The 20,310-nt window shown below is 66.5% G+C and carries 22 protein-coding genes; 5 read left to right on the forward strand and 17 right to left on the reverse strand.

What is annotated here, in order from left to right; translation table 11 throughout:
• From GXY47_04700 to GXY47_04710, 3 genes are all read right to left on the reverse strand, one after another.
• On the reverse strand, positions 1 to 565 hold a 565-nt coding region (locus tag GXY47_04700), incomplete at its 3' end, for an RluA family pseudouridine synthase (GenBank protein NLV30436.1).
• A gap of 13 nt (positions 566 to 578) precedes the next feature.
• The gene (locus GXY47_04705) at positions 579 to 1,013 is read right to left on the reverse strand and encodes a hypothetical protein (protein ID NLV30437.1); all 435 of its coding nucleotides are present in this window, start codon (positions 1,011 to 1,013) and stop codon (positions 579 to 581) included.
• Positions 1,014 to 1,044: 31 nt separating this feature from the next.
• A complete protein-coding gene (locus GXY47_04710; protein NLV30438.1) occupies positions 1,045 to 1,611 on the reverse strand; it encodes an NUDIX hydrolase in 567 nt (188 codons plus the stop codon).
• Positions 1,612 to 1,726: 115 nt separating this feature from the next.
• Here GXY47_04710 and GXY47_04715 point away from each other — a divergent pair, with 115 nt between their 5' ends.
• Positions 1,727 to 3,709, forward strand: a complete 1,983-nt coding sequence (locus GXY47_04715; GenBank protein NLV30439.1) for an ATP-dependent DNA helicase — start codon at positions 1,727 to 1,729, stop codon at positions 3,707 to 3,709.
• Here the strand turns inward: GXY47_04715 and GXY47_04720 are convergent.
• The 3 genes from GXY47_04720 to GXY47_04730 all read right to left on the reverse strand — a co-directional run bounded on the left by GXY47_04720 (position 3,706) and on the right by GXY47_04730 (position 5,496).
• A complete protein-coding gene (locus tag GXY47_04720) occupies positions 3,706 to 4,410 on the reverse strand; it encodes a hypothetical protein (protein ID NLV30440.1) in 705 nt (234 codons plus the stop codon). The genes GXY47_04715 and GXY47_04720 overlap by 4 nt on opposite strands.
• A gap of 202 nt (positions 4,411 to 4,612) precedes the next feature.
• Positions 4,613 to 4,891: a YHS domain-containing protein gene (locus GXY47_04725; GenBank protein ID NLV30441.1), complete on the reverse strand. Its 279-nt coding sequence runs from the start codon at positions 4,889 to 4,891 to the stop codon at positions 4,613 to 4,615.
• Positions 4,891 to 5,496, reverse strand: a complete 606-nt coding sequence (locus GXY47_04730) for a tetratricopeptide repeat protein (protein NLV30442.1) — start codon at positions 5,494 to 5,496, stop codon at positions 4,891 to 4,893. Before GXY47_04730 ends, GXY47_04725 begins: the two co-directional genes overlap by 1 nt.
• 107 nt (positions 5,497 to 5,603) lie before the next feature.
• Between GXY47_04730 and GXY47_04735 the strand changes: the two genes are divergently transcribed.
• From GXY47_04735 to GXY47_04745, 3 genes are all read left to right on the forward strand, one after another.
• Positions 5,604 to 6,065: a D-tyrosyl-tRNA(Tyr) deacylase gene (locus tag GXY47_04735; protein NLV30443.1), complete on the forward strand. Its 462-nt coding sequence runs from the start codon at positions 5,604 to 5,606 to the stop codon at positions 6,063 to 6,065.
• A 178-nt stretch (positions 6,066 to 6,243) separates the two neighbouring features.
• Positions 6,244 to 6,954, forward strand: a complete 711-nt coding sequence (locus GXY47_04740) for a hypothetical protein (GenBank protein NLV30444.1) — start codon at positions 6,244 to 6,246, stop codon at positions 6,952 to 6,954.
• Between the two features lie 41 nt (positions 6,955 to 6,995).
• The gene (locus tag GXY47_04745; protein NLV30445.1) at positions 6,996 to 7,952 is read left to right on the forward strand and encodes a VWA domain-containing protein; all 957 of its coding nucleotides are present in this window, start codon (positions 6,996 to 6,998) and stop codon (positions 7,950 to 7,952) included.
• Here GXY47_04745 and GXY47_04750 read toward each other — a convergent pair.
• The 6 genes from GXY47_04750 to GXY47_04775 form a co-directional block, all read right to left on the reverse strand.
• Complete coding sequence (locus GXY47_04750) at positions 7,946 to 9,304, reverse strand: hypothetical protein (protein NLV30446.1); 1,359 nt, start codon at positions 9,302 to 9,304, stop codon at positions 7,946 to 7,948. The two genes, GXY47_04745 and GXY47_04750, sit on opposite strands and share 7 nt — an antisense overlap.
• Positions 9,301 to 10,203 carry a hypothetical protein gene (locus tag GXY47_04755; protein NLV30447.1) on the reverse strand — a complete coding sequence of 301 codons (903 nt, stop codon included), beginning with the start codon at positions 10,201 to 10,203 and terminating at the stop codon, positions 9,301 to 9,303. The genes GXY47_04750 and GXY47_04755 overlap by 4 nt, the downstream gene beginning before the upstream one ends.
• Positions 10,204 to 10,228: 25 nt before the next feature.
• A complete protein-coding gene (locus GXY47_04760; protein ID NLV30448.1) occupies positions 10,229 to 10,708 on the reverse strand; it encodes a hypothetical protein in 480 nt (159 codons plus the stop codon).
• A 20-nt stretch (positions 10,709 to 10,728) separates the two neighbouring features.
• A complete protein-coding gene (locus GXY47_04765; protein NLV30449.1) occupies positions 10,729 to 11,265 on the reverse strand; it encodes a prepilin-type N-terminal cleavage/methylation domain-containing protein in 537 nt (178 codons plus the stop codon).
• A gap of 222 nt (positions 11,266 to 11,487) precedes the next feature.
• Positions 11,488 to 13,995, reverse strand: a complete 2,508-nt coding sequence (locus tag GXY47_04770) for a protein kinase (protein ID NLV30450.1) — start codon at positions 13,993 to 13,995, stop codon at positions 11,488 to 11,490.
• Between the two features lie 538 nt (positions 13,996 to 14,533).
• The gene (locus GXY47_04775; GenBank protein ID NLV30451.1) at positions 14,534 to 15,043 is read right to left on the reverse strand and encodes a methylated-DNA--[protein]-cysteine S-methyltransferase; all 510 of its coding nucleotides are present in this window, start codon (positions 15,041 to 15,043) and stop codon (positions 14,534 to 14,536) included.
• Positions 15,044 to 15,159: 116 nt separating this feature from the next.
• Between GXY47_04775 and GXY47_04780 the strand changes: the two genes are divergently transcribed.
• Entirely contained in the window at positions 15,160 to 15,810 is a 651-nt protein-coding gene (locus GXY47_04780) for a tetratricopeptide repeat protein (protein NLV30452.1), read from the forward strand.
• A gap of 72 nt (positions 15,811 to 15,882) precedes the next feature.
• On the opposite strand, the gene GXY47_04785 is transcribed toward GXY47_04780, so the two are convergent.
• From GXY47_04785 to GXY47_04805, 5 genes are all read right to left on the reverse strand, one after another.
• Positions 15,883 to 16,131, reverse strand: a complete 249-nt coding sequence (locus GXY47_04785) for a ferredoxin family protein (GenBank protein NLV30453.1) — start codon at positions 16,129 to 16,131, stop codon at positions 15,883 to 15,885.
• Between the two features lie 79 nt (positions 16,132 to 16,210).
• On the reverse strand, positions 16,211 to 18,157 hold the full coding sequence (locus GXY47_04790; protein NLV30454.1) for an FAD-dependent oxidoreductase: 1,947 nt from the start codon (positions 18,155 to 18,157) through the stop codon (positions 16,211 to 16,213).
• A gap of 118 nt (positions 18,158 to 18,275) precedes the next feature.
• Positions 18,276 to 19,268: a tRNA-dihydrouridine synthase family protein gene (locus tag GXY47_04795; protein ID NLV30455.1), complete on the reverse strand. Its 993-nt coding sequence runs from the start codon at positions 19,266 to 19,268 to the stop codon at positions 18,276 to 18,278.
• On the reverse strand, positions 19,265 to 19,498 hold the full coding sequence (locus tag GXY47_04800; GenBank protein NLV30456.1) for a hypothetical protein: 234 nt from the start codon (positions 19,496 to 19,498) through the stop codon (positions 19,265 to 19,267). Before GXY47_04800 ends, GXY47_04795 begins: the two co-directional genes overlap by 4 nt.
• Positions 19,495 to 20,310, reverse strand: a complete 816-nt coding sequence (locus tag GXY47_04805; protein NLV30457.1) for an amidohydrolase family protein — start codon at positions 20,308 to 20,310, stop codon at positions 19,495 to 19,497. The genes GXY47_04800 and GXY47_04805 overlap by 4 nt, the downstream gene beginning before the upstream one ends.

The following is a 20,310-nucleotide window of genomic DNA, read 5'->3' on the forward strand; positions in this document are numbered from 1 at the left end:
CGGTCGAATGCATGCGCAGGGAACGGTCCTGGACGAGGCGGCTCCGGATCGTCCCCTGGTCCTGTCTCACCGACCCTTCCACGATGGCCCAGTACTTGCGTTCGATGTCGTGCCGGCTGAAGATGTCCTGGAGCGCCGACTGCACCGGCTCCGATTTGGCGAAGACGAGGATGCCGCTGGCGAACTTGTCGAGGCGGTGGACGATATAGAGCCGGCGCCGCGGTTCACGCGCCTTGACGTAGGCGCGCAGGTAGGCGTACGCGGTGCGTTCCTTCTCGTGCAGCGTGGCGACGGTCAGAAGCCCCGTCGGCTTGCGGATGACGAGCAGGGCGTCGTCTTCGTGGAGGATTTCGAGCCCGCGGGGGAGCGGCGAGGGGGCCGTGCGGCCGCCGATTTCGACGGTGTCGCCGGGGGAGAGCGGGTGCGCGGCGAGCCGGCGGATTTCGCCGTTGACCCTGACGCGCCCCTGGGCCAGCATCTGCCGCAGGGTGCGGCGCGAGGCGCCGGGGACCAGGCGCTCCAGGTCCTCGAGGAGGGAACTCGGTCCGGGGACTACGGCTTTCATCGCGGCCGGCCGGTCAGCCCTGGTTGCAGACGAGGAGCCGGGTGCTGTCGGCGAAGCGCACGGTGATCTTGTTGGGAGGGACGAAGGCCTGGACGCACCCCCGCCCGAAGGTGGCGTGCTCGATCCAGTCCCCCTCGGCGAAGTTCCCCGACATGCTGTATTTCTTGTGGGGCTTGGTGCTCGCTTCCTGCATCACCTCTTCCCACGTCTGCCGGGCCTTCTTGGCCGGCGTCTTCCTGGGGGCCTTTTCCTTCTTGGCCGCGGGGTCCTTGGCCGCCGCGCTCTTCGACACGGGCTTTTCGGCGCGGTAGTTGTGTTCCCCGTTGCACGTATTGCACTTGACGCGGCGGGGTTTGGCCCCCTGCATCGTCACGACCGTGTGATCCAGGACCAGTTTACACTTGGTGCAGTATGCCTCGACTTCCGAACCCACATCTATTTTGCTCATTCAATTATATTATCACAATGCACGCAAATGGTTAACCAGAATTTGAGCCCCCGGGGGCGGCGTATTTCATCCGGTACCACAAAATCCCCAGAATCGTCTTTGCGTCCTCGATCTCCCCGGTCTCGATCATTTCGAGACACTCGGCCAGGGTGCGGGGTTCGACCGTGATGTGTTCCCCCTCCTCGAGCCGCTGCCCGGTCGGGGCCAGGTCGCGGGCGACGAAAAGGTGGATCGATTCGTCGCAGAACCCGGGGGAGGTATAGAAGGCGCATTCGTGCGTCAGGCTCCCGGCCGAGCGGCCGATCTCCTCCTCCAGTTCGCGCGCCATGGTGTCCCTGGGGCTCTGGCCGCTGTCGAGCTTCCCGGCGGGGAGCTCGAAGATGAATTTCCCCAGGGGGTAGCGGAACTGGCGGATGAGCAGGACCCGGCCGTCCCCGAGGACCGGGACCGCGGCCACCCCGCCGGGGTGGCGCACCACCTCGCGGATCGTCTCGGCCCCCGATTCCTGCCGGATGGTGTCGACATGAAGATCGACGATTCTTCCGCTGTAGACCTCGCGGTGATCCAGGATATCCGCTTCCGGGTTCCCGTGCGCCATATTTCCTCCTCGCCGTGCAAGCATACCGCAGGGGGGGCGGAAGCCCCAGCCAAATTGGAGCCGGGGGGACGCGGGCACTCTTTTTTCTCCCCGGCCGCGGGCCCTTTGCTACACTGTGTGTTTCGAATTCGGGCGGAGCGAGACATTGTCCACGGAAATTGACGAAATCCTGGGGCCGGGGGGCGCCGTTGCCCGGTGCCTTCCATCCTACGAGAACCGCCCGGGCCAGGTCCGGATGGCGCAGGCGGTGGCCGCCGCCATCGAGGAGGGCCGGCACCTCTGCGTGGAGGCGGGGACCGGCACCGGGAAAACCCTCGCCTACCTCCTCCCCGCCATTTTTTCGGGGAAGCGGGTGGTGATCTCCACCGCGACCAAGAACCTCCAGGAACAGCTCTTTTTCAAGGACGTTCCCTTCCTGGAGCAGGCGCTGGGGCGGACTTTGTCGGTCTGCTACATGAAGGGGCGGGGCAATTACCTCTGCCTCAGCAAGCTCGAGGAGATCGACAAGGAAGCCTATCTCTTCACCCCCCACGACCCCGAATACATCAGGATCATCAAGGACTGGGCGCGCACGACCGGGACCGGCGACCGCGCCGAACTCCGCGACCTGCCCGAGGAGCTGCCGCTGTGGCGGCTGCTCGACGCGCGGCGCGAAACCTGCTCGGGGCAGAAGTGCCGCAATTTCGAGAACTGCTTCGTCACCCTGGTCCGGCAGCTGGCGCTGGAGTCGGACATCGTCATCGTCAACCACCATCTCTTCTTCGCCGACCTGTCGCTGCGCCAGGGGGATTTCGGCGCCGTGCTCCCCGACTACGCCGTCCTGGTTTTTGACGAGGCGCACGAGATCGAGGACGTGGCGACCCAGTACTTCGGGACGATGGTGAGCAACTACCGGATCGAGGAACTGGTGCGGGACGCCGAGCGGGCGCTCGTCGAGACCGGGAGCGGCTCGGCCTACCTCTCGGCGCAGCTCGCGCGGCTGTCGGAACGCTCCTCGGCCTTCTTCTCCTGCTTCCTCCGCCGGGAGGGGCGGTACGCCCTGGAGCCGCTGGGGGACGCCGCCGGACCCCGGCGGGGGCCGGGGCACGGCGACATCCTGGGGGAAGCCTACCGGGGTCTCCTGCTGCAGCTGGACGGGGTGAGGAAGGGGCTCGCCGACCTCCCGGTCGCGAGCGAAAGCCTGGAAGCGCTGGTGCGCCGGGCGCGCGAGCTGGAGAACGAACTCGCCGAGATCATGGAATCGGATTCGGACGAGCATGTCTACTGGTGCGAAATCCGGGGGAGGGGGGTCTTTCTCTGGGCATCGCCCATCGATATCGCCCCGCTGCTCGGGGAGCGGCTCTTCTCGCAGGTGAACTCGGCCATCCTGACCAGCGCCACCCTGTCGACAGGGGGGGATTTCTCCTTCATCAAGTCGCGCCTCGGGCTTGGCGACGCCGAGGAGCTCCTCCTCCCCTCCCACTTCGACTTCTCCCGGCAAGCCATTCTTTACGTGCCGCGGGCGCTGCCGGAACCGCGGGAGGAAGGGTGGGTGCGCGAAGCCTCCCGGGAACTGGAGCGGATCCTCGAGGCCAGCAGGGGGCGCGCCTTCGTGCTCTTCACCAGCTACGCCCAGATGGAGCAGGTCTACCGCTCGCTCCGGCACCGGCTTCGATTCCCGACGATGATCCAGGGGGAGAAGAGCAAATCGGGGCTGCTGGACGCCTTCCGCTCCACGCCCAACGCGGTCCTGTTCGCCACGAGCAGCTTCTGGCAGGGGGTGGACGTGCAGGGGGAACAGCTGAGCTCGGTCATCATCGACAAGCTCCCCTTTTCCGTTCCCAGCGATCCGGTGGTCGCCGCGCGGATCGCGCGGATCAACGCCGCAGGCGGCAACGCCTTTTACCAATACCAGATCCCCGCGGCGACGATTCTGCTGAAGCAGGGGATGGGGCGGCTGATCCGCAGCCGGGCCGACCGGGGGATCCTGGCGCTGCTGGACAAGCGGGTGCTCACCAAGAGCTACGGGAAGATGTTCCTGAAGAGTCTTCCACCGGCGCCCCTGACCCACGATCCCGCGACGATGGAGGCTTTCCTGCGCGAGGAGCCGGTTTTCTAATCCACGGAGCGGTCGGGTTCCTCGAAAAACTCCTCGGCGCGGCGGCAGCCGACATCGGCGAGGTTCTGCAGGGCCTCCAGGGCCGACTCGGCGACCACGGTCTCGCGGGCCGAGGTCAGGCGGTAGATCTTCTGGATGGTGCCGTCGGCGACCTCGTTGGGCCGGTGCCAGTAGGAGCCCGAAAGGGAGGAGACGGCCAATGCCCGGATTTCGGCATCGTCGTGGTCCAGCAGTTCGACCAGGGCCTTCAGCGACCGCTTCCCCCCCTGCTGGGCAATGGCGCCCAGGGATTCGATGATCCACTGGCTCAGCCGGCCGGCGTTTCCGCCCGCGCCCTTCCTGCCGGCAGGCTGCTTCCGGCCGCCGCCGCTCCGGAGCGCGGAAAGGAAGAAATCGACCGCCGCGTCGTCCCCGATGGTGCCGATCGACTCGATGATGGCGACCTGCAGTTCCCGGGAGCCGCTCCCCTTGAGCTGTCGGGCCTCGGCAAACGCCTTCTTGAGCGGCTCCAGCGCGCTCTTGTCCCTCAGAGCCCCGATGGCGTAGGCGGCGAATTCCCGGCGCCTGACATCCTTGTGGGCGAGCAGGGCGAGGAGCGGTTTCTTGAACCGGGCGTCCCGCAAAACGCCGATCCGGGGGAGGATCTGGAAAAGGTCCTCGATATCTCCCGAATCGATGACGGCCAGGCAGTCTCGGATCATCTCTTCGGAGTACCGGGCTTTGTTCTTGGGTCTCGATCTGTCTGTATCGGTCACTTTGGGTTGGACCTCGTCCAGGAGTCTGAGTGCCTTAGGGCCGGAAGCCATTATACGATGGGCCAACCCCTTTGCAACCATGAAAAAGTCGGGCCGCCAAAGCCCGACGCGGGAGCCCGGCGTTTCATTGAAAAGGGGATACGGCGTCTCATCGGCCGGTCGGGATCTCCCCGGCCCGGGCCCCCGCCAGGAATTTCCTCTTGCACTCCTCGGAACAGAAGAAAACGGTCTCCCCCCCCTCCTCGAGCCGGACGGCGAGCCTGCAGTCCATGTACATGCCGCAGACCGGATCCTTGACCATGGTGTTGCCCGGCCTGGCCGGCCCCCGTCCCGCTCCGGGCTTCTTCGCCATCACGGACAGGAGCAGGCGCCGGAGGAGCCAGATCCCCAGGACGATCAGGAGAATTCGGGATAGGAGTGCGACCATCAGCCAGCCTGCCCTTCCGCCGGTTGCGGTCCGGCCGATTGCCTGAGCTGGAGAATCCGCTCGCGCAGTTCCTCCCTGTGCGGGTATCCGGGGTCGGTTCGCAGGAGTTCCTCCCAGGCCGAGATCGCCCCCCGGACATCCTTTTTGCCGTTGAGCAGCACGATCCCCTTGTTGAACCTGGCCTGGGAGAAGCCGGGTTGGCGCCCGAGGAGGGTGTCCAGGAGCTCGAGGGCCCTGTCGTGCTCTCCCAGGTAATGATAGCAGGTCGCCAGGTCGGTTTCGACGTTCGGGTTCCCGGGGCGCAGCCCCAGGCTCTTCTCGTAGTAGGCCGCGGCCTCGCGAAACCGACCGAGATCGTAATGGAGGTTGGCGATCCGGGTGAGGGCGTCGGGATTACGCGGGTCTTCCGCGGCGAGACGCTCGAGCTGGGCGAGCCTGGCGGCCGAGGCGTCGGCCGCCGGTGGAGCCGGGGAGGCGGACCGGACCCTTTCCGGGTGTCGCCTCCGCTCCTCGAGGCGCCGGTATCCCGCCGTGAGCGCCGTCAGCAGGAGCAGGGCGGTGATGGCGGCGAAGACCAGGTTGGTTCGAAACTTCACGGAAGCCATAAGCCACAATCTTACGGAGTCGGGTGCGGCGGAATCAAGAGGTATCCGCCGCCGGTGCGGCCCTTTCGGGGATTGAAATTCCGGGGAAATGGAAACAGAATCAGTGCATGAGAGCGGTGGTGCAGAGGGTGAGCCGGGCGGAAGTGATCGTGGACGGCGGCGCCGTGGGCCGTATCGGCCCGGGCCTCGTGGCGCTCGTGGCGATCGCGCGCGACGACGCGGAGAGCGATCTGGAGTGGATGGCCCGGAAGATCGTGGAGCTGAGGATTTTCAACGACGGCGAGGGGAAGCTGAACCTCGGCCTCGGGGAGGTCGGCGGGCAGCTGCTCGTGGTGTCGCAGTTCACGCTCTACGGCGACTGCCGCAAGGGGCGGCGCCCCTCCTATTCCGAGGCCGCCCCCCCCGACCGGGCCGAGGCGCTCTACCGGCGCTTCGTGGAGATCGTGCGCGGGTGCGTCCCCGATGTGGAGACCGGGCGGTTCCAGGCCTCGATGCGGGTGGAGCTCGTCAACGAGGGCCCGATCACCCTGATTCTCGACAGCCGCGGCCGCGACGGCCGGCGTGATTGACAGGGCGCGCGCGCGCGGTGTATAGTAACGCGGTTTCGACGAGGACTTCGATGCTATACGGACACCACGACCGGGACAGGATGCAGTGCCGAGCGCGGTCGGCGCGCCGCAGGCGCCTGCCGCAGCCGGTCCTGCCCATGGCCTCTCCCTGTCGCGGCGGCGAGGAGGGGAGAGACAGGTGAATCCCGAACTTCGGAACCTGATCACCCTCCAGGACATCGAACTGAAATCGGCCGAACTGCATCAACAACTCTCCGACATCCCCCGCCAGGTCCAGGACCTCAGCGACGAGCTCGGGCGCCTCACCTCCGCCCACGAAGAGCGGGTGGCGCACGCGAAGGAGCTGGCCAACCGCCGCCGTACGCTCGAGGGGCAGGTGGAGATGCTCCAGACGAAGCTTTCGCGCCTCAAGGACCAGCTGATGACGGTGAAGACCAACAAGGAATACACCGCCATGCTGCACGAAATCCAGACGGCGGAGGCGCAGATCCGCGAGGAGGAGGACCGGATCCTGGAAGTGATGGAGGAGATGGAAGCCCGGGACCAGGACCTCGAGGCCGCCCGGCGGGAACTCGACACGCAGTCGGCGGGGCTCCGGGACTCCATCCGCGCCGCGGGCGATTCGGTCCCCGGGCTCGAGGAGGAGCTGGCGCGCCTGGGGACGGAGAAGGAGGCGGTCGAAGCCCTCGTCGACCGGGAACTGCTCGCCCGCTACCGGCAGATCGCGGCGGCGCGCAAGGGGGTGGCCCTGGCCGAGGCCAGGGACGAACTCTGCAGCTGCTGCCACGTCCGCATCCGGCCGCAGATGTACGCCGACCTGCTCCGCACCGACGCCATCCTCTACTGCGACAGCTGCTCCCGCATCCTCTTTACCCGGGAAGAGGCGTAACTCCATCCCGGTTTCGCCCCCTTCCGGTGTATAGTTTCTCCATGAGACCTCTTTCCTCCCGGACCGGACGCCGCGTCCATCCCGCCCTCCTCTCCTTCGCCCTGGCCTGGATGGCCTGGGGCCCGGCCCCCCGCCCCTCCCCGGCGCAGGACGGGCGCGCGACCATACGGGCCGAGGTGGCGCTGGTGAACCTGGTGTTCACGGCGACCGACCGCAAGGGGAGGGTGGTCGAGGGGCTCGGGCCGGAGGACTTCGAACTCTTCGAGGACGGGAAGGCGCAGAGGATCGAGTATTTCAGCGATCCCGGAAAGGGGTCGGACGTCCCCCTGACGATCGCGCTCCTCGTCGACACGAGCGGGAGCGTGAGGCAGAGGCTCGAATACGAGAAGGAGGCGGCCGCCCGGTTTTTCCGCGAGATCCTCCGGCCGGAGCGGGACCTGGCGCTCGTGATCCAGTTCGATTCGGAGGTGAACCTGGTCCAGGACTTCACCCAGGACCCCGAGGCCCTCTACCGGGCGCTCGACTCCCTGCGCGCCGGGAACAACACGGCCCTCTACGACGCCGTCTACCTGGCGGCCGAGGAAAAACTCAGGGATGAAGCGGGCCGGAAGGTCGTCGTCGTCATCACCGACGGCGCCGACACCTCGAGCATCGTCCAGAAGGAGACGGCGATCGAGGCGGCCCAGAAAAACGACATCCTGATCTACGGCATCGGGGTGCAGGGCGGCCGATTCCGCACCGATTTCGGCGTGCTGCGGAAATTCGCCCGGGAGACAGGGGGGGAGTTTTTTTCGCCCAGGGCGAGCGTCGAGGAGATCCGCGACGCCTTCCTCTCGATCCAGCGCGACATCCGGGGACACTACAGCCTCGGCTACACCCCGTCGAACCGCCTGCGCGACGGCGCCTTCCGGAAGATCGAAATCCGCTCGAAGCGGCCGGGAGTGCGCGTCCGCACCCGCTCGGGCTACTACGCCCCCCGGTCCTCCCGGGACTACTGATACAGGTTCCTGGACCAGGTCATGAGCCGGAAGGGGCGCTGGATCAGGTTCTCCTGCAGGCAACCCTCGTCGAAGTGGACATCCGGGGTGCCCTGCACGGTCACGCTTCTCCCGATGAAGGAGCCATAGAAGGCGGAGTTCCCCACCATCTTGAGCGGGGCGTTGGGCGCGTAGACCTCCACGAACGCCTCCGGTCCCCCGTGGATCTTCATCTCGCTGGTGCCGGAGTAAAAGATGTTCAGCCGGGTGGGATCCCCGTTGGGATTGGTGATCCCCTGCGCTCCGAGGTCGAGCGCGCTTTTGACGAAAATGGTCGTGGGCTTGGTCAGGTCGCCCGTGAGTCTCACTTCCCCTTTCGCGATGATCGAGTCGAAGTAATAAACCCCCGGTTCCAGGGCCAGCGTTCCCCCGCTTTTGACGTTGATATCCCCGTATTGACCAGGGCTGAGAGTGACGGTTTTTTTGTTGGATACCGTCGTGGATCCGGTCCCGACGGTGAACTCCGGGATGGGGGGGAAGGTGCGGGGCGCGGGGAGCTGGATGATGTCGCCTGTGACAGCGCCGTCCGGGGCGCCGAAGCTTCCGTCGGGCCCGTAGGCGGCATCGCCGTGCACCTCCACCGTGCCGTTGATGGTGATGGCCCCGTTGGAGCCGATCGCCCCGTTATCCCCGATGTTCGTCCCCCCGTAGGGGCCGAGGGCGGGGTCGTAGCTGTCGATCAGCACCGTCCCCCCCAGGTCGAGGGAATCGATCCCCCAGAGAGCGCGGTCGAAGAGGGCGTTGCCGCTGTTTTCGATCACGGCCGTGATCTCGGCCCTGCCCAGGGGGGTGTTCGGGTTGCCCCAGGTCCCGGTGCTCTCGATCCGCCAGCGCTCCATGGCCGAAGGGTAGGTCTCGAACGTCGCCATGTTGATGAAGCTGGCCGGGGAATATTTGAGCAGGGTGGCGCCGACGCTGTAGGTGCCCGAATTCTGCCCGTCGGCCTGGAGTGCGACGTCGTGGAATGCCGAGGTGAAGGAGGAGACCACCCCGCTGACCGGGAAATTCGCCCCCTGTCCGGCGAGCCGGACCGGCTGGCTGGAGTAGGTGATGGGGACCGTCGACAGGTCCGGGTAGACCCCGACCGCGGGGGTGTAGTTGGATCCGTCGCCGAACCACTGGATCGCTTTCCTCACCCCCGCGTCCGCCACGTAAAAGGCCTGCTGGCCGTACTTGTAGGAGCTGCTGGTCTTCATCTCGTTCTGGACGGTGAAGACCAGGGCCGTGGAGAGGACGCTCATCGCCATCAGCAGGATCAGCGTAGCCACCAGGGCCGTACCCTCTTCGCCCGCAATCCATTGTCTGTTTTTCATTGGTTGACCCATTGGGTGACCTGCGGGGGAGTCGCAGGAAGTCGGTTGAACCCGCCATGGAGCTGGTTTTCGAACAGGAGGGCGGATGCCGCCCTCATGCTGGGGATCAGGATCCTGGAGGAGAGGGTGGTCTCCTCCAGTTTGCCGCCGCTCTCCACGCCGTTCTGTACCGTCATCTCGACCCGGACCGAGGTCACCACCTCCCGCTCGTCGGTGTTCAGAATGAACCGGGCCGAGTTGGGACGGATGTTGCGCACCAGGGGGAAGGCGGCGTTCAGGGTCGACTGGGTGACCGGGGTGATGGAGCGGGTGATCTGGCCGCCCTCGCTGTCATAGATGTATTCCACGTACTGCACGCTCGAATCGCTGTTGATGTCCCCGTAGAAGCGGAGCGTCGTGACGGGGGTCGAGGCGTCGGCCCCCATGCCCGAAGGGGTGACGACCCCCGTGGTGTAGGGGAGCGCGAAGAGGCGGATCGGGGTGCCGGAGGCGTGAGACACCCGGAAGATCCCGCTGAAGCTGCCCGTGCCGACGGCCGTCACCTCCACGGTCTCCTGGTTCGCTCCGGTGTCGACGGTCACGAAATCGCCCGCCGTCAGCCCCGCCGCGGAGGCCACCGCGGCCGCCTGGGCGACGGTGGAACTCCCGACGGCCGAGGTCAGGGTGGTGTACACGTCGCCGTGGGACCCGGCCTGGCCGATCTCGGTCGTCATCATCTCGAGCGCCGTGCGGGCCTCCTGGTTGGCGTCGATGCTGCTCTGTTCGGCCGCGTGCTGATGCGCCGCGTCGGAAAAAACGCCGACCGCGGCCCCCATGATCGGCAGGAGAATGAGGATGGAGACCAGCAGCTCCATCATCGAGAAGCCCTCCTGCGGTGCGATCGATAGAGTCTGTTTCATTGTCCGCTCCGTATGACGTGCGTGTTCAGGGCGTCTTCTGGGTCACCAGGACCGTCGAAGGGGGGGTCCCGTAATTGAAGCTCTTGTTGCTTCTCACGGATACGATGATCCTCTTCCGGGTCGCGGTCTCGTCGACCACCTGCCACTGGCGCGTGTAGGCGATGTCGGCGGCCGATGCCGTCCGCGCGCCGGTGACGTCCAGGGTGTCGGTGTATCCCTCCACCGGGTCGGCGGGATAGAAGCTCCCTCCGGGCGCCAGCCCGGTTCCGTCGGCGCCGTAGGGGGGGGCTTCGGTCAGGTTCGTCGTCGTGTCGCCGAAGGGGAGGCCGACCAGTTCCTCCATCTTGTCGTGGGCGGCCGCCGTCGCCAGCCCCGAATCCCTGCCGAATGTCTTGCTCGCCACCACGCTGAAGGCGATGGCCTGGGCCAGCGCCAGCAGGCCGAAAAGGAGGATGAGGATGGCGATCATCGACTCGACCAGCGTCATCCCGGATTCGTTTTTCAAGGCGCTCTTCATCGGCTCACTCATTGCATGTTCCACCCATCTGTCTGGTGACGCCAGAATTGAACCTTCCCGGTCAGGGACACGGTGACGGCGTAATCTTCCTTCTGGTTGGAAATATAGAGGACGCGCGCCCCCTCCACCGGAATGCCCCTGGAATTGAAGGTGACGACGCTCGCGGAGGAGGTGGGAAAGCCCGCCGGCCCGCCGTCGGAATCGGTCTTGAAGGTGATCCCGCTGCCTGCCACCCCTTCGGAGAGGATGTTCGCCGATTGCTCGATTTCATAATTATCGGTGGAGCGGTTGAGCTTCGACAGGCTCCAGGCGTTGTTGTCCAGGTCGAACGTCATCCGGTAGCACGTCATCTGCGAAGCCGCGCTCATCCTGGCGTAATTGACGGTCGTGGCGATGTTCTTGGCGTCGGCCATCATCCTCATGTCCCGCATCGAGGAGGTGAGCATCGGGACCGAGAAGGCGGCGAGCACCGCCATCATGGCCATCATGATGAGGAGTTCCACCAGGGAAAAACCCCGGTCGATTTTCAGGCGGTTTTCGTGCATAGTCTCCCCGGCGTGAATTCCCGGCCCGTGACGACGCGGTCCCGGATCGGAAAGGATCCGCTCTCCTTATCGTTTCAAAGAAATAATATCTTTAGCCCGATTTCGGTCCGTCCCGAGCGGGGGGGAAGCGCCGTTGCATCCATTATGAAAGGTTTCCGGGCGCGCGCGGTGACGGGGGTCACAGAAACGGGGGTTTTCGGGCGGGAATGGGGTGCCGCGGGTTTACCGGGCGGTTTTCAGCTCGTTCCAGATTTCTGCGAAGCGCGCGGCGGTGGGCTCGTCCGGGAAACGGAACGACTGGAAGCGGCGGTTGTCGGCGCCGTAGCGAAGTTCCAGGTTCCGGCCTCCGGTTTTTCCCAGCTCGAGGATCCTGAAGGGGAGGCGAAAGCCGTGATCGCCCGACTCGGGCGTGTAAACGACCTCGGCGGAGTCTATCGCGAGGGTGCCGCGGCAGCTGCCGCGCAGCAGGCCGTGGGTGTGCTCCGCCTCGAAGCCGTGGGTCTGTTCGAGAAACTCCCTCCGGGCGATCCGCTCCCGGTCCGATTCCGCCATGGGGCGCAGCTGCCCGGAGTCGTAGACGAGGGACATCCGCTGCCCCTCGAAATAGTCCTCGATTCTTGACGCCACCCTTCTCCCGTCCGTTTCCACCGCGAGGGTATGGGGGCCGACGGGGACCGGCAGGTTGTGGACCTCCCCCTGTGCGCCGATCGGGCGGCCGTCCAGGAGCAGGGTGCCCGGGCGGCCCAGGCGCAGGATGGTCAGGACGGCCCGGGCGTTCGCCTGCCTCTCCTCGGCCCGCCGGCGCAGCCCCTCCAGTCCGGGATCGGAGGGATTGAGGCGCGCGGCCTCGTCAAGGGCCGCAAGCGCCTCGGGGTAGCGGGTCGCGGCCATGGCCGCGGAATAGGCCTCGAGGCTTCGGCGCATCCTCCCGATCCGGTCCCCGGCCGACCGGGCTCCCGTGCTTTCGGGGCTTTCGGCCTTCCATTCATCGAGGAGCCGACCGGCTTCGTCATATTCGCCGGAGGCGAAGAGGGCCGACACCCGGCGCTCCCATTCCACCTCCCGTGCCCCCGCTTCCGGCCCGGGTCTCTCCTCCCCCGTATCGGCGGCGGTTTCGGCCGGCCGCCGCTTCACGGGCCCCTGCGCTTCCTGGACGGCCTGGAGCGCATCGCCCGGAGGCGCGGGGGGAGAAGGGGCGGGGATGAGGGGGGGGATGGGGGGCTGGATGGCCCCCTCGGCCGCGGCGGGGCTCTGCGCCCGTTGCAGCCGGAAGCGCGTCCCGGCTTTCCAGGCGGCGAAGATGAGCGCTGCGACCAGCAGGAGGGCGAGGGCCCACACCGCCCGGCGATGGGAGCGGCCGGTTTCGGGCGCCGGTTCCGAGGGTGCCGTTTCCAGGGAAGGGGACGTCATTTCCGGGGGCTGTCGCTCAGGTTCCGGCGCAGGACAGGTTTGCCCGGGAACCGGTTCCGGAAGTGATGGCGCCGGTTCGGCCGATACCGGTTCCGCCGATGCCGGTTCGGCCGGGGCCGGCGAAAGCGATCCCACCGGCTCGGGGACCGGTTCCCTGGCATCCCGGGGCACCACCCGTTCCGGGGAGGAGGTGTCCGCCGGCTGCAAATCGTCCGGTTCGGCCGTTTGCGGGGGAGGGCCCTCCGGCTGTGCGAAATCGGGGACCGCGGCCGCATCGAACCCGGCCGCACCTTCCGGCCCGCCGGCGGCATCGGAAGCCTGGAGGGCGGGATACTGCTCGATCAGGCGCGTCATCAGGCTGTCGAGACAGGCGTAGTGCGCCTCCTTCCCCCCCTGCGCCAGCTGCTGTACCCCCTCGAACAACCGGAGGACGGGCTGCGCGGCCCCGGGTTGGGCCGCCGCCCGGCGGAGCGAGGGGAGGGCGGCGTACAGTTCCGCCAGCATCAGCCGGGTGTCCTCGGCCAGGCTGGTCAGGAGCTCGCGGCAGGCGTCGGCCACGTCCTGCATGCTCCCGTAGCGGTCGCGGGGGTCCAGGGCGAGGCACGTCTTCAGGATGCCCCACGTCCCCGGGGGGAGTTCGGGAAACTTCTCGAAGGTGGGGAGCCGGGGGGGTTCGAGCACGTTGTCGAGGGCCTTGTTCCCGTTGGGATCGTGAAACGGGTGTTGTCCGGTCAGGAATTCGTAAAAGACGGTCCCCAGGGCGAAGATGTCCGAACGCTCGTCAGGGAGGCCGTTTTCAATCTGTTCTGGAGCGAGGTAGATGGGGGTCCCCCAGCGCACGGCGGGGCGGGGGAGGTGCTTCTTCAAAACATGCGCCAGGGCGAAATCCCTGGTCTTGACCGTGCCGTCGGCGGTGACGTGGATCTTGGACGGTTCCAGGTTGCGGTGCAGGACCCCGCTCCGGTGCGCATACTCCAGCCCCTCCGCCGCCTGGATCATGATCGACAGCCTGGATTCGACGGTCATGGCCGCCTTCCGCGCGATCATGGTCTCCAGGTTGCGGTTGCCGAGCGACTCCACGACCATGAACCGGATCTCCCGCTCGCGGCAGGCCTCGTACATGGCCGCCACGTTCGGGTGCCTCAGGGCGATCAAGGCCCCGCACTCCCTCTCGAAGGCGGCTTCGATTTCGGGTTCCCATTTGATCCCGTCGCACAGGATCCGGATGATGACCGCGCGCCCCGCGCCTTCATCCAGGCCCCTCCAGACGGGGCCCAGGTACCCTTCTCCCAGTTTCTCTATCAGGGTGTATCGTCCCAAAGTCTGTCCGGTTTCAACCGGGGATGCTGTCCCCATGGCCCGCATGCTCCTTTATGTCAAGTTTCAGCGGCGGCGGCTGCCGTGATCGTGGTGACGGTTCCCTCCTCGGGCGGCGCGGCAATCCATCCGGAGCCTTTAGTCCCTTATCGGCGCAAACCTCTTTTTGTTGACCATGAAGAGCCGACTTTTCCTCCGTCCCGCAGGCCTGTCGTTTTCTTTTACGAAATTAGTAACTCTAAATATAATTACAAATCAATTATTTGGCTGGAAAATGAAAACAAGTTGCATCATTGTTGTCGACCGCCTTTACAGCCGCCGCAGGGAGGGACGGGGACGGGGGCGGTGTCAGATATTTATTCTGGATGTAAATGGTGCAAATGAAACAGATATGGCCATTGTGGGCGGGTGGTGCACCTTTGTGGCAGGCTTCTTGCCCTTTGGAGAGGTGTGTGTTTCACCCTTTCTCAAACGACTGGAGGTGATGTCATGTCCTGTTTCTGCAGAGTCAGGCCCCTGGGGGTTGTTTGCTTCGTGATCTTCATTTCCTTCCTGAGCGCGAGCTGGATCGGGCCGGGGCTCTGCTGAGGACCGCTTCCGCCTCCAGGGCGAGCAGGAATTTCTTGATATCGACGCCTCCGGTGTATCCCCCCAGACTCCCGTCCCCGGCGATGACGCGGTGACAGGGGACGACGATGGGGAGCGGGTTGCGGCCGTTGGCCCCGCCGACCGCGCGCGCGGCCGCGGGATTGCCGACCCGGGCGGCCACCTCCCCGTAGGAGAGGGTCGTTCCGTAGGGGATCTTCTCGAGCTCCCGCCAGACGGCCTGCTGAAACGGCGTCCCCGCCGGGTGCAACTTCAGCCGGAAGGTTCCGAGTTCACCCCTGAAATAGGCCGCCAGCTGGCGCGCCGTCTCCAGGAGGCCGTCGTCCGGCGCCGCCGAATCTTCCGGAAGGTCGGCGGGCCGGATGCGGATGGAGGTCAACCCGAGCCCGTCGGCCGAGAGGAGGATGGGGCCCAGGGGGCTGGTGACGGTCAGGTGACGGATCATGGCGCATTCTCCCGGTGGCTGGGGGGATACGATTATTTTGCTTCGGGCCTCTGACTTTTCCCTGTATCCATTATATATTGAGGATACCAACGCTTTGGATCCGAAGGGGAGGAAAAATGAACAAGCCTGATAATTGCCTGAAGGTTTTCGCGTTGTCCCTGGTGGTTTCCCTGATCGCCGCCGCGCCCCTGTTCGCCCAGATGGATAAGGGGGTGGACCTCTACCAGCACTGGGAATTCCAGGAAGCCGAAAAGGCCTTTCGCCAGGAGCTCCAGTCCAATTCCGGCAACTTCGAGGCGCGCTGCTACCTGGGGCAGGCGCTGCTGATGCAGGAGAAATTCGAGGAGGCGCTCGGGATCTTTTCCATGGCGAAGGAACGGGCTGAAGTCAAGGCGGACTCCCCGGTGGCCGATGCCTATCACGTGAACCTGTCGCTCGCGCGCGCCCAGCTCGGGCTGAAGCGGAACGAGGAGGCATGGAAGAGCCTGGAGGACGCCGAGCGCGCCCGCCCCGGAACCGCCGACGTGAAGGTGTTCCGCGGCGTCTACCACATGCAGAAGCAGGAGCTGGACAAAGCGGCGCGGGAACTCGAGAAGGCCATGGAGATCGACGAGGAGAACCCCTACGCCCACTACTACGCGGGGCTCGTGTACCTCCGCCAGGGGCACCCGGCCAAGGCGGTCGACATGCTCAAGATGTTCCTCCAGCTCTCGCCGCACGCCCCGGAGGCCTCGAGGGCCGAGATCCTCATCACGGGGCTCTGCTAGCCGATACGTCCGCCGGGGATCCCGTCCCCGGGCCTGCGCCGGATGGCGGAGGGCCCGGGGACGGGTGGGCGGCTACAGCTGGTGGGTCTCCCCCGTCTTCTTGTTTTTCCAGTAAGGGCGCGCCTGCAGCGGCCAGTTGAACCGGATCGCCCCCGGACGGGGGCAGTCGGTGGCGCAGCAGCCGCAGTACCAGCATTCCTCCGCATGCAGGATGATGGGCGGCTTCCCCTTCTGCGGGTGGGGGATGTAGACGTCGATCGGGCAGACCTCCACGCAGTGGTTGCAGCCGTTGCAGACCTCGGGATCGAACGTCACCGGCATGCTCGGCGTGGGAACATTGGGAATCGCAAAAACCTCTTTGGACACTGTCTCCTCCCTTCGTTAGACCGGGAACCGGCGGTCATTTCTCCCGGTGCACACCGGTGTAGTCCCTGTTGTGGGCCTCGTACTGCTCCTTCATGTCCCCCCAGAAATCGAGGGGGAGTTCTCCCAGCTCCACGCGCCCGTCCCGCTGCCGGATGGTCAGGAACTTGTTCCATTCCGCCGGGTCCTGCTCCGGGCAGTCGATGCGCTGGAAGTTGAGCGGCACGCTGCTGGCCTTGCGGGCGCGCGACGCCTCGATGATGATCCTGGCGTACTCCAGCATGCTGAGGTCTTCCAGGGTGCGCATGAGCTTGTGCGGGTCGAGCGCGAACAGGCGCGGCACCGCTTCGGTCTCGAGCCTGGCGAGCGCGTCGAGCCCCATCTTGAAGAGCGGCTCGGTCTTGAACTCGCTCACGTAGTACTGCATCGCGCGGGCGATCCCCGCGTGCAGCTCCTTCCACTCCAGGCCCCCGGAACGCTTCGCCGGGGCGTACACCCGCGCCTTTTCCGCCTCGACCTGCTCGCGCGCGATCTTTCCGGGTCCGGCCTCCCGGGCGTAGGCCGCCGCCTTGCGCCCGGCGTAACGCCCGGTGGCGGCGGCGTAGCTGTGGTCCTCGGGGGCGAACATCTGGGTCCCGGCCGCGTACAGCCCGTCTAGCGTCGTCTTCAGGTTCCAGTCGACCAGCACCCCACCGCCGTAGCCCGCGTCCCTCCATTGCGGCAGGCTCTGCCCCTCAATGAACTTGTAGCTTTGGAGCAGGTCGCGGTGGATGTCGAACCCCGCCGCGCCGAAGGTGTCGATCATGATCCGGGTGGTCGATTCCTCCCCCAGCATCAGGTTCCAGGTGGCCCTTCTTTCGACCTCGGGCATGGAGGGGAAGTCACCGTAGAAGGGGAGCTCGTATTCCCCCTTCAGGATCTTTTCGCGCACCGCCGCCTCCACGCCGGGTGCGGGGACCATGGCTCCGGCGTCCTCCCACCCCTGGATGGGGTAGGGGAGCCTGCGGCCCCGGGCGTCCACCAGCGGGACGTTTTCGTAGCTCGCGTCCCCGGCGCCGCTGTACCATTTGTGCTTGTGCCCGGTGGCGATCATGATCATCCCGGTGCTTTCCATCTTGGTCAGCGCCGCCCCGGCCCGCCACGCCATCACCGTGCCGTCGCCCGAAATCGCGCGGGAGTGCATGTTGGAATAGCCGCACAGCTCCATGCTCATCAGCCAGAGGGAGCCGGCGCCCGCCGTGGCCAGGATCGCGGCCCTGGACTGGAAGACCAAAAACTCCCCGGTCCGGCAGTCGAGGCCGGTGGCCCCGACGACGCGCCCCCCCTGGAGCCCGTCCTCGGTCAGGAGGCTGGTTCCCATCACCCGGTCGAAGATCTGCACCCCCAGGCGCCGGCATTCCTTCTTGAGCGCCGGCTTGAAGGTGCTCCCCCAGACCCGGATCACGACGTTGTTCCGGGTCTCCGGCGGGTTGAAGCCGGGTTCCCCCATCCGGGGGTCGGGGAGGTAGCTGTGGATGGTGCCGTAGCGGGGGGAGATCATGAACTTGGTCTTGTCGTCGCGCCCCTCGGCCCCCGCGTACTCGTTTTCCGTGTCCCGGATCTTCCCCCCCATCTGTTCCATTTCCAGCAGGGTGTCGAAGTCCTCGCGGCACTGGATCTGGATCCCGATGCCGTTGCTGTAGGGGCGGGAGGCCATGTGCTGGGCCCAGCCGTCGGGGGTGACGCGCGACAGGGGGTTCGCGGGGGCGTTACACCAGTGGTCGCACCCCGGCCCCCCGGACCCGCTCCGGACCGTGTCCCCTTTCTCCACCAGGGCCACCCGCAGCCCCTGCCTGGCCGCGCCGATGGCGGCCCAGCACCCCGCGATCCCTCCCCCGATCACCAGCACGTCGGTGTCCACCACCCTTTCCTCGCCGAACCGGATGGGGTAGGGCCATGCGGGCGGATGCCCCTCTTCGTTCAGAAACTCATGCCACGTCGTCATATCGATGCCCCCCTTGAATGAGTGCGTTTGTCCTGCGGCGTCGTCGATGGCGCGATTCTAGCACTCTTCCGGTCCCGGGCGACACAACTTTCCCGGGGTTCGGCGGGAGGCGCGCGGGCTACGCGGACAGCTGCGGGTTCGATCGGAGAAATTCCAGGGCGGAGGCGTGGACCTCGTCCACGGTCCGCCCGCCGAGGCAGCGGCGGTGGAGTTCATGGCCGAAGAAGAAGTTGTGGCAGTAGTAGGAGGCGAACTCCTTGAGCCTGCCGAGCGCCCGCTCCGGGGGGAGATCCTCGAGGGTGTAACGGACCAGGCGCTCCCAGACCTCGGCGTGGTCCACGCGGGCGGGGGGGAGGCCGGCGAATTGCCGGAAGACCCACGGCTTTTCGACCGCGATGCGCCCCAGCATGATGCCGGCGAGGGGGCGGAAGAACTCCGCGTGTTCCTCGATGTCGCGGGGCGAACGGATGTCGCCGTTGCCGATGACGGGGAGGCGGGTCCGGGAGGCGATCCAGGGGAACTCGCGCCAGCGCGCGCGGCGCTTCAGCTTTTCGCCCGAGAACCGGGGGTGCACGGTGACGGCGGCCACGGCGTGCTCCTCGAAGAGGCGCAGCCTTTCGACAAACGGCTCCCGCCAGTGGTCCGGGTCGTCCCCCAGCCGGCATTTCACCGTGAGCGGGCCGCCGTAACGGGCGCGGATCCCCGCGAGCACCCGCCCGAGCCGCGCGAAATCGCGGAACAGGGCGGCCCCGGAGGCCAGCCGCTGGATTTCCGGGGCGGGGCAGCCCAGGTTCAGGTCGACGGCTGCGGGGGAGAGCGTCTCGAGCTTGGCGAACAGGGCCCCGAGGTCCTCCTCCCCCGAAAGCCTGAGCTGATAGACCACCCTCCCCTCGCACTCGCGGCGCCGGCAGAAGGGGCTCCGGGCGGGGTCCTCGCGCAGGAAGGCGGGGGCGGAGAGCATTTCGGTGGTGAGCGCCCCGTACCCGCCGAAATCGGCGATCAGCCTGCGGAAACCGGAGTGGGTGATCCCCGCCATCGGGGCGAGGAAAAGCGCCGGGGCGACCTCCGTCCCCGACAGGTCGATGGAGGGGAAGAGGACGCCGGCGCTCATTCGGGTCCTCTTCCTTTGCCGAACCTCGCCGCGATGCGCACGTAAAGGAAGAGGAGGAGCACCAGGATGCAGGGCGCGCCCAGAAGGAGCCAGATGGGGTCCGAGAGCCCCGCCAGGATGGCGCAGACGGCGATCACGAGCACGATCCCCACGGTCCAGGGGGGATGGGGGAAGAGCGGCCGCTCCGCCGGTTCCCTCCCGTCTCCGGGCGCCTCGATGTTGTCTTTCATGGGTTCCCGTCGAGCTTGATCAGCCTGCCTATGTTTCCGCAAAAGAGTTTTTCCTTCTGATCGGCGGTCAGGGTCCCGGAGGAGCGGATCAGCTCCACGTACCGCTTCTGGTCCCGCCAGGGGCTGTCGGTACCGAAGAGAAAAAAATCCTCGTTCTGCCGGTAGAGTTCACGGGCGTCGGGGCGCTCCTGCATGCTCTCGAGCACGAAGGCGATGTCGAAGTAGCACCCTTTCCCCCCCAGCAGGTCCAGGACCCGGTCCCACTCGCCGTAGCCCCCGCCGTGGGCCAGGATGATTTTGGCCCCGGCGAAGTCCCCCACGAAGCGGGCGAACCGGGTGATGGAGGTGTGATCGCACCCGGGCAGGCTGGGGTCGTAGCCGGCGTGGAAGTACAGGACCAGGTCGAGACCGGCCGCCGCCTCGTAAACGGCGTAGGCTTCCGGGGAATCGACCGGGAAGCCCTGGTAGCCGGGGTGAAACTTGACCCCCTGGACGCCCGCGGCGGCCATTTCCCCGAGGCAGGCGCGGAAACCGGGCGCGTGCGGGTGGACCGAACCGAAGAAGATCAGACGGCCGGACAGGGGGGCCGTGCGCCGGATCCACTCCAGGATCCCCTCCCCCTGGCCGGGACTGGTCGCCACGGTCAGGACCAGGGAGCGGTCCACCCCCGCCGCGTCCATGGAGGCCAGCAGGCCGTCGCGGGTGCCGTCGGTGAAGGCGTCGAGATGCCCGGCGGTGTTGCCGATGACGGTCCGGAGCGCCCGGTGCGCCACCCGGTCGGGATAGATGTGGGTATGCGCGTCGATGATCAT

The sequence above is a fragment of the Acidobacteriota bacterium genome (genome assembly GCA_012729555.1).
Lineage (GTDB): Bacteria > Acidobacteriota > UBA6911 > UBA6911 > UBA6911 > UBA6911.

Excerpts from the sequence above, each read along its gene's own strand:
- GXY47_04780 (NLV30452.1), top strand. The coding sequence starts at position 15,160 with ATGAACAAGCCTGATAATTGCCTGAAGGTTTTCGCGTTGTCCCTGGTG.
- GXY47_04735 (NLV30443.1), top strand. The coding sequence starts at position 5,604 with ATGAGAGCGGTGGTGCAGAGGGTGAGCCGGGCGGAAGTGATCGTGGAC.
- GXY47_04750 (NLV30446.1), bottom strand. The coding sequence starts at position 9,304 with ATGAAAAACAGACAATGGATTGCGGGCGAAGAGGGTACGGCCCTGGTG.
- GXY47_04755 (NLV30447.1), bottom strand. The coding sequence starts at position 10,203 with ATGAAACAGACTCTATCGATCGCACCGCAGGAGGGCTTCTCGATGATG.
- GXY47_04725 (NLV30441.1), bottom strand. The coding sequence starts at position 4,891 with ATGGTCGCACTCCTATCCCGAATTCTCCTGATCGTCCTGGGGATCTGG.
- GXY47_04800 (NLV30456.1), bottom strand. The coding sequence starts at position 19,498 with ATGAAAGACAACATCGAGGCGCCCGGAGACGGGAGGGAACCGGCGGAG.
- GXY47_04795 (NLV30455.1), bottom strand. The coding sequence starts at position 19,268 with ATGAGCGCCGGCGTCCTCTTCCCCTCCATCGACCTGTCGGGGACGGAG.
- GXY47_04720 (NLV30440.1), bottom strand. The coding sequence starts at position 4,410 with ATGATCCGAGACTGCCTGGCCGTCATCGATTCGGGAGATATCGAGGAC.
- GXY47_04745 (NLV30445.1), top strand. The coding sequence starts at position 6,996 with ATGAGACCTCTTTCCTCCCGGACCGGACGCCGCGTCCATCCCGCCCTC.
- GXY47_04805 (NLV30457.1), bottom strand. The coding sequence starts at position 20,310 with ATGATCATCGACGCGCATACCCACATCTATCCCGACCGGGTGGCGCAC.
- GXY47_04790 (NLV30454.1), bottom strand. The coding sequence starts at position 18,157 with ATGACGACGTGGCATGAGTTTCTGAACGAAGAGGGGCATCCGCCCGCA.
- GXY47_04775 (NLV30451.1), bottom strand. The coding sequence starts at position 15,043 with ATGATCCGTCACCTGACCGTCACCAGCCCCCTGGGCCCCATCCTCCTC.
- GXY47_04785 (NLV30453.1), bottom strand. The coding sequence starts at position 16,131 with ATGCCGGTGACGTTCGATCCCGAGGTCTGCAACGGCTGCAACCACTGC.
- GXY47_04765 (NLV30449.1), bottom strand. The coding sequence starts at position 11,265 with ATGCACGAAAACCGCCTGAAAATCGACCGGGGTTTTTCCCTGGTGGAA.
- GXY47_04730 (NLV30442.1), bottom strand. The coding sequence starts at position 5,496 with ATGGCTTCCGTGAAGTTTCGAACCAACCTGGTCTTCGCCGCCATCACC.
- GXY47_04705 (NLV30437.1), bottom strand. The coding sequence starts at position 1,013 with ATGAGCAAAATAGATGTGGGTTCGGAAGTCGAGGCATACTGCACCAAG.
- GXY47_04710 (NLV30438.1), bottom strand. The coding sequence starts at position 1,611 with ATGGCGCACGGGAACCCGGAAGCGGATATCCTGGATCACCGCGAGGTC.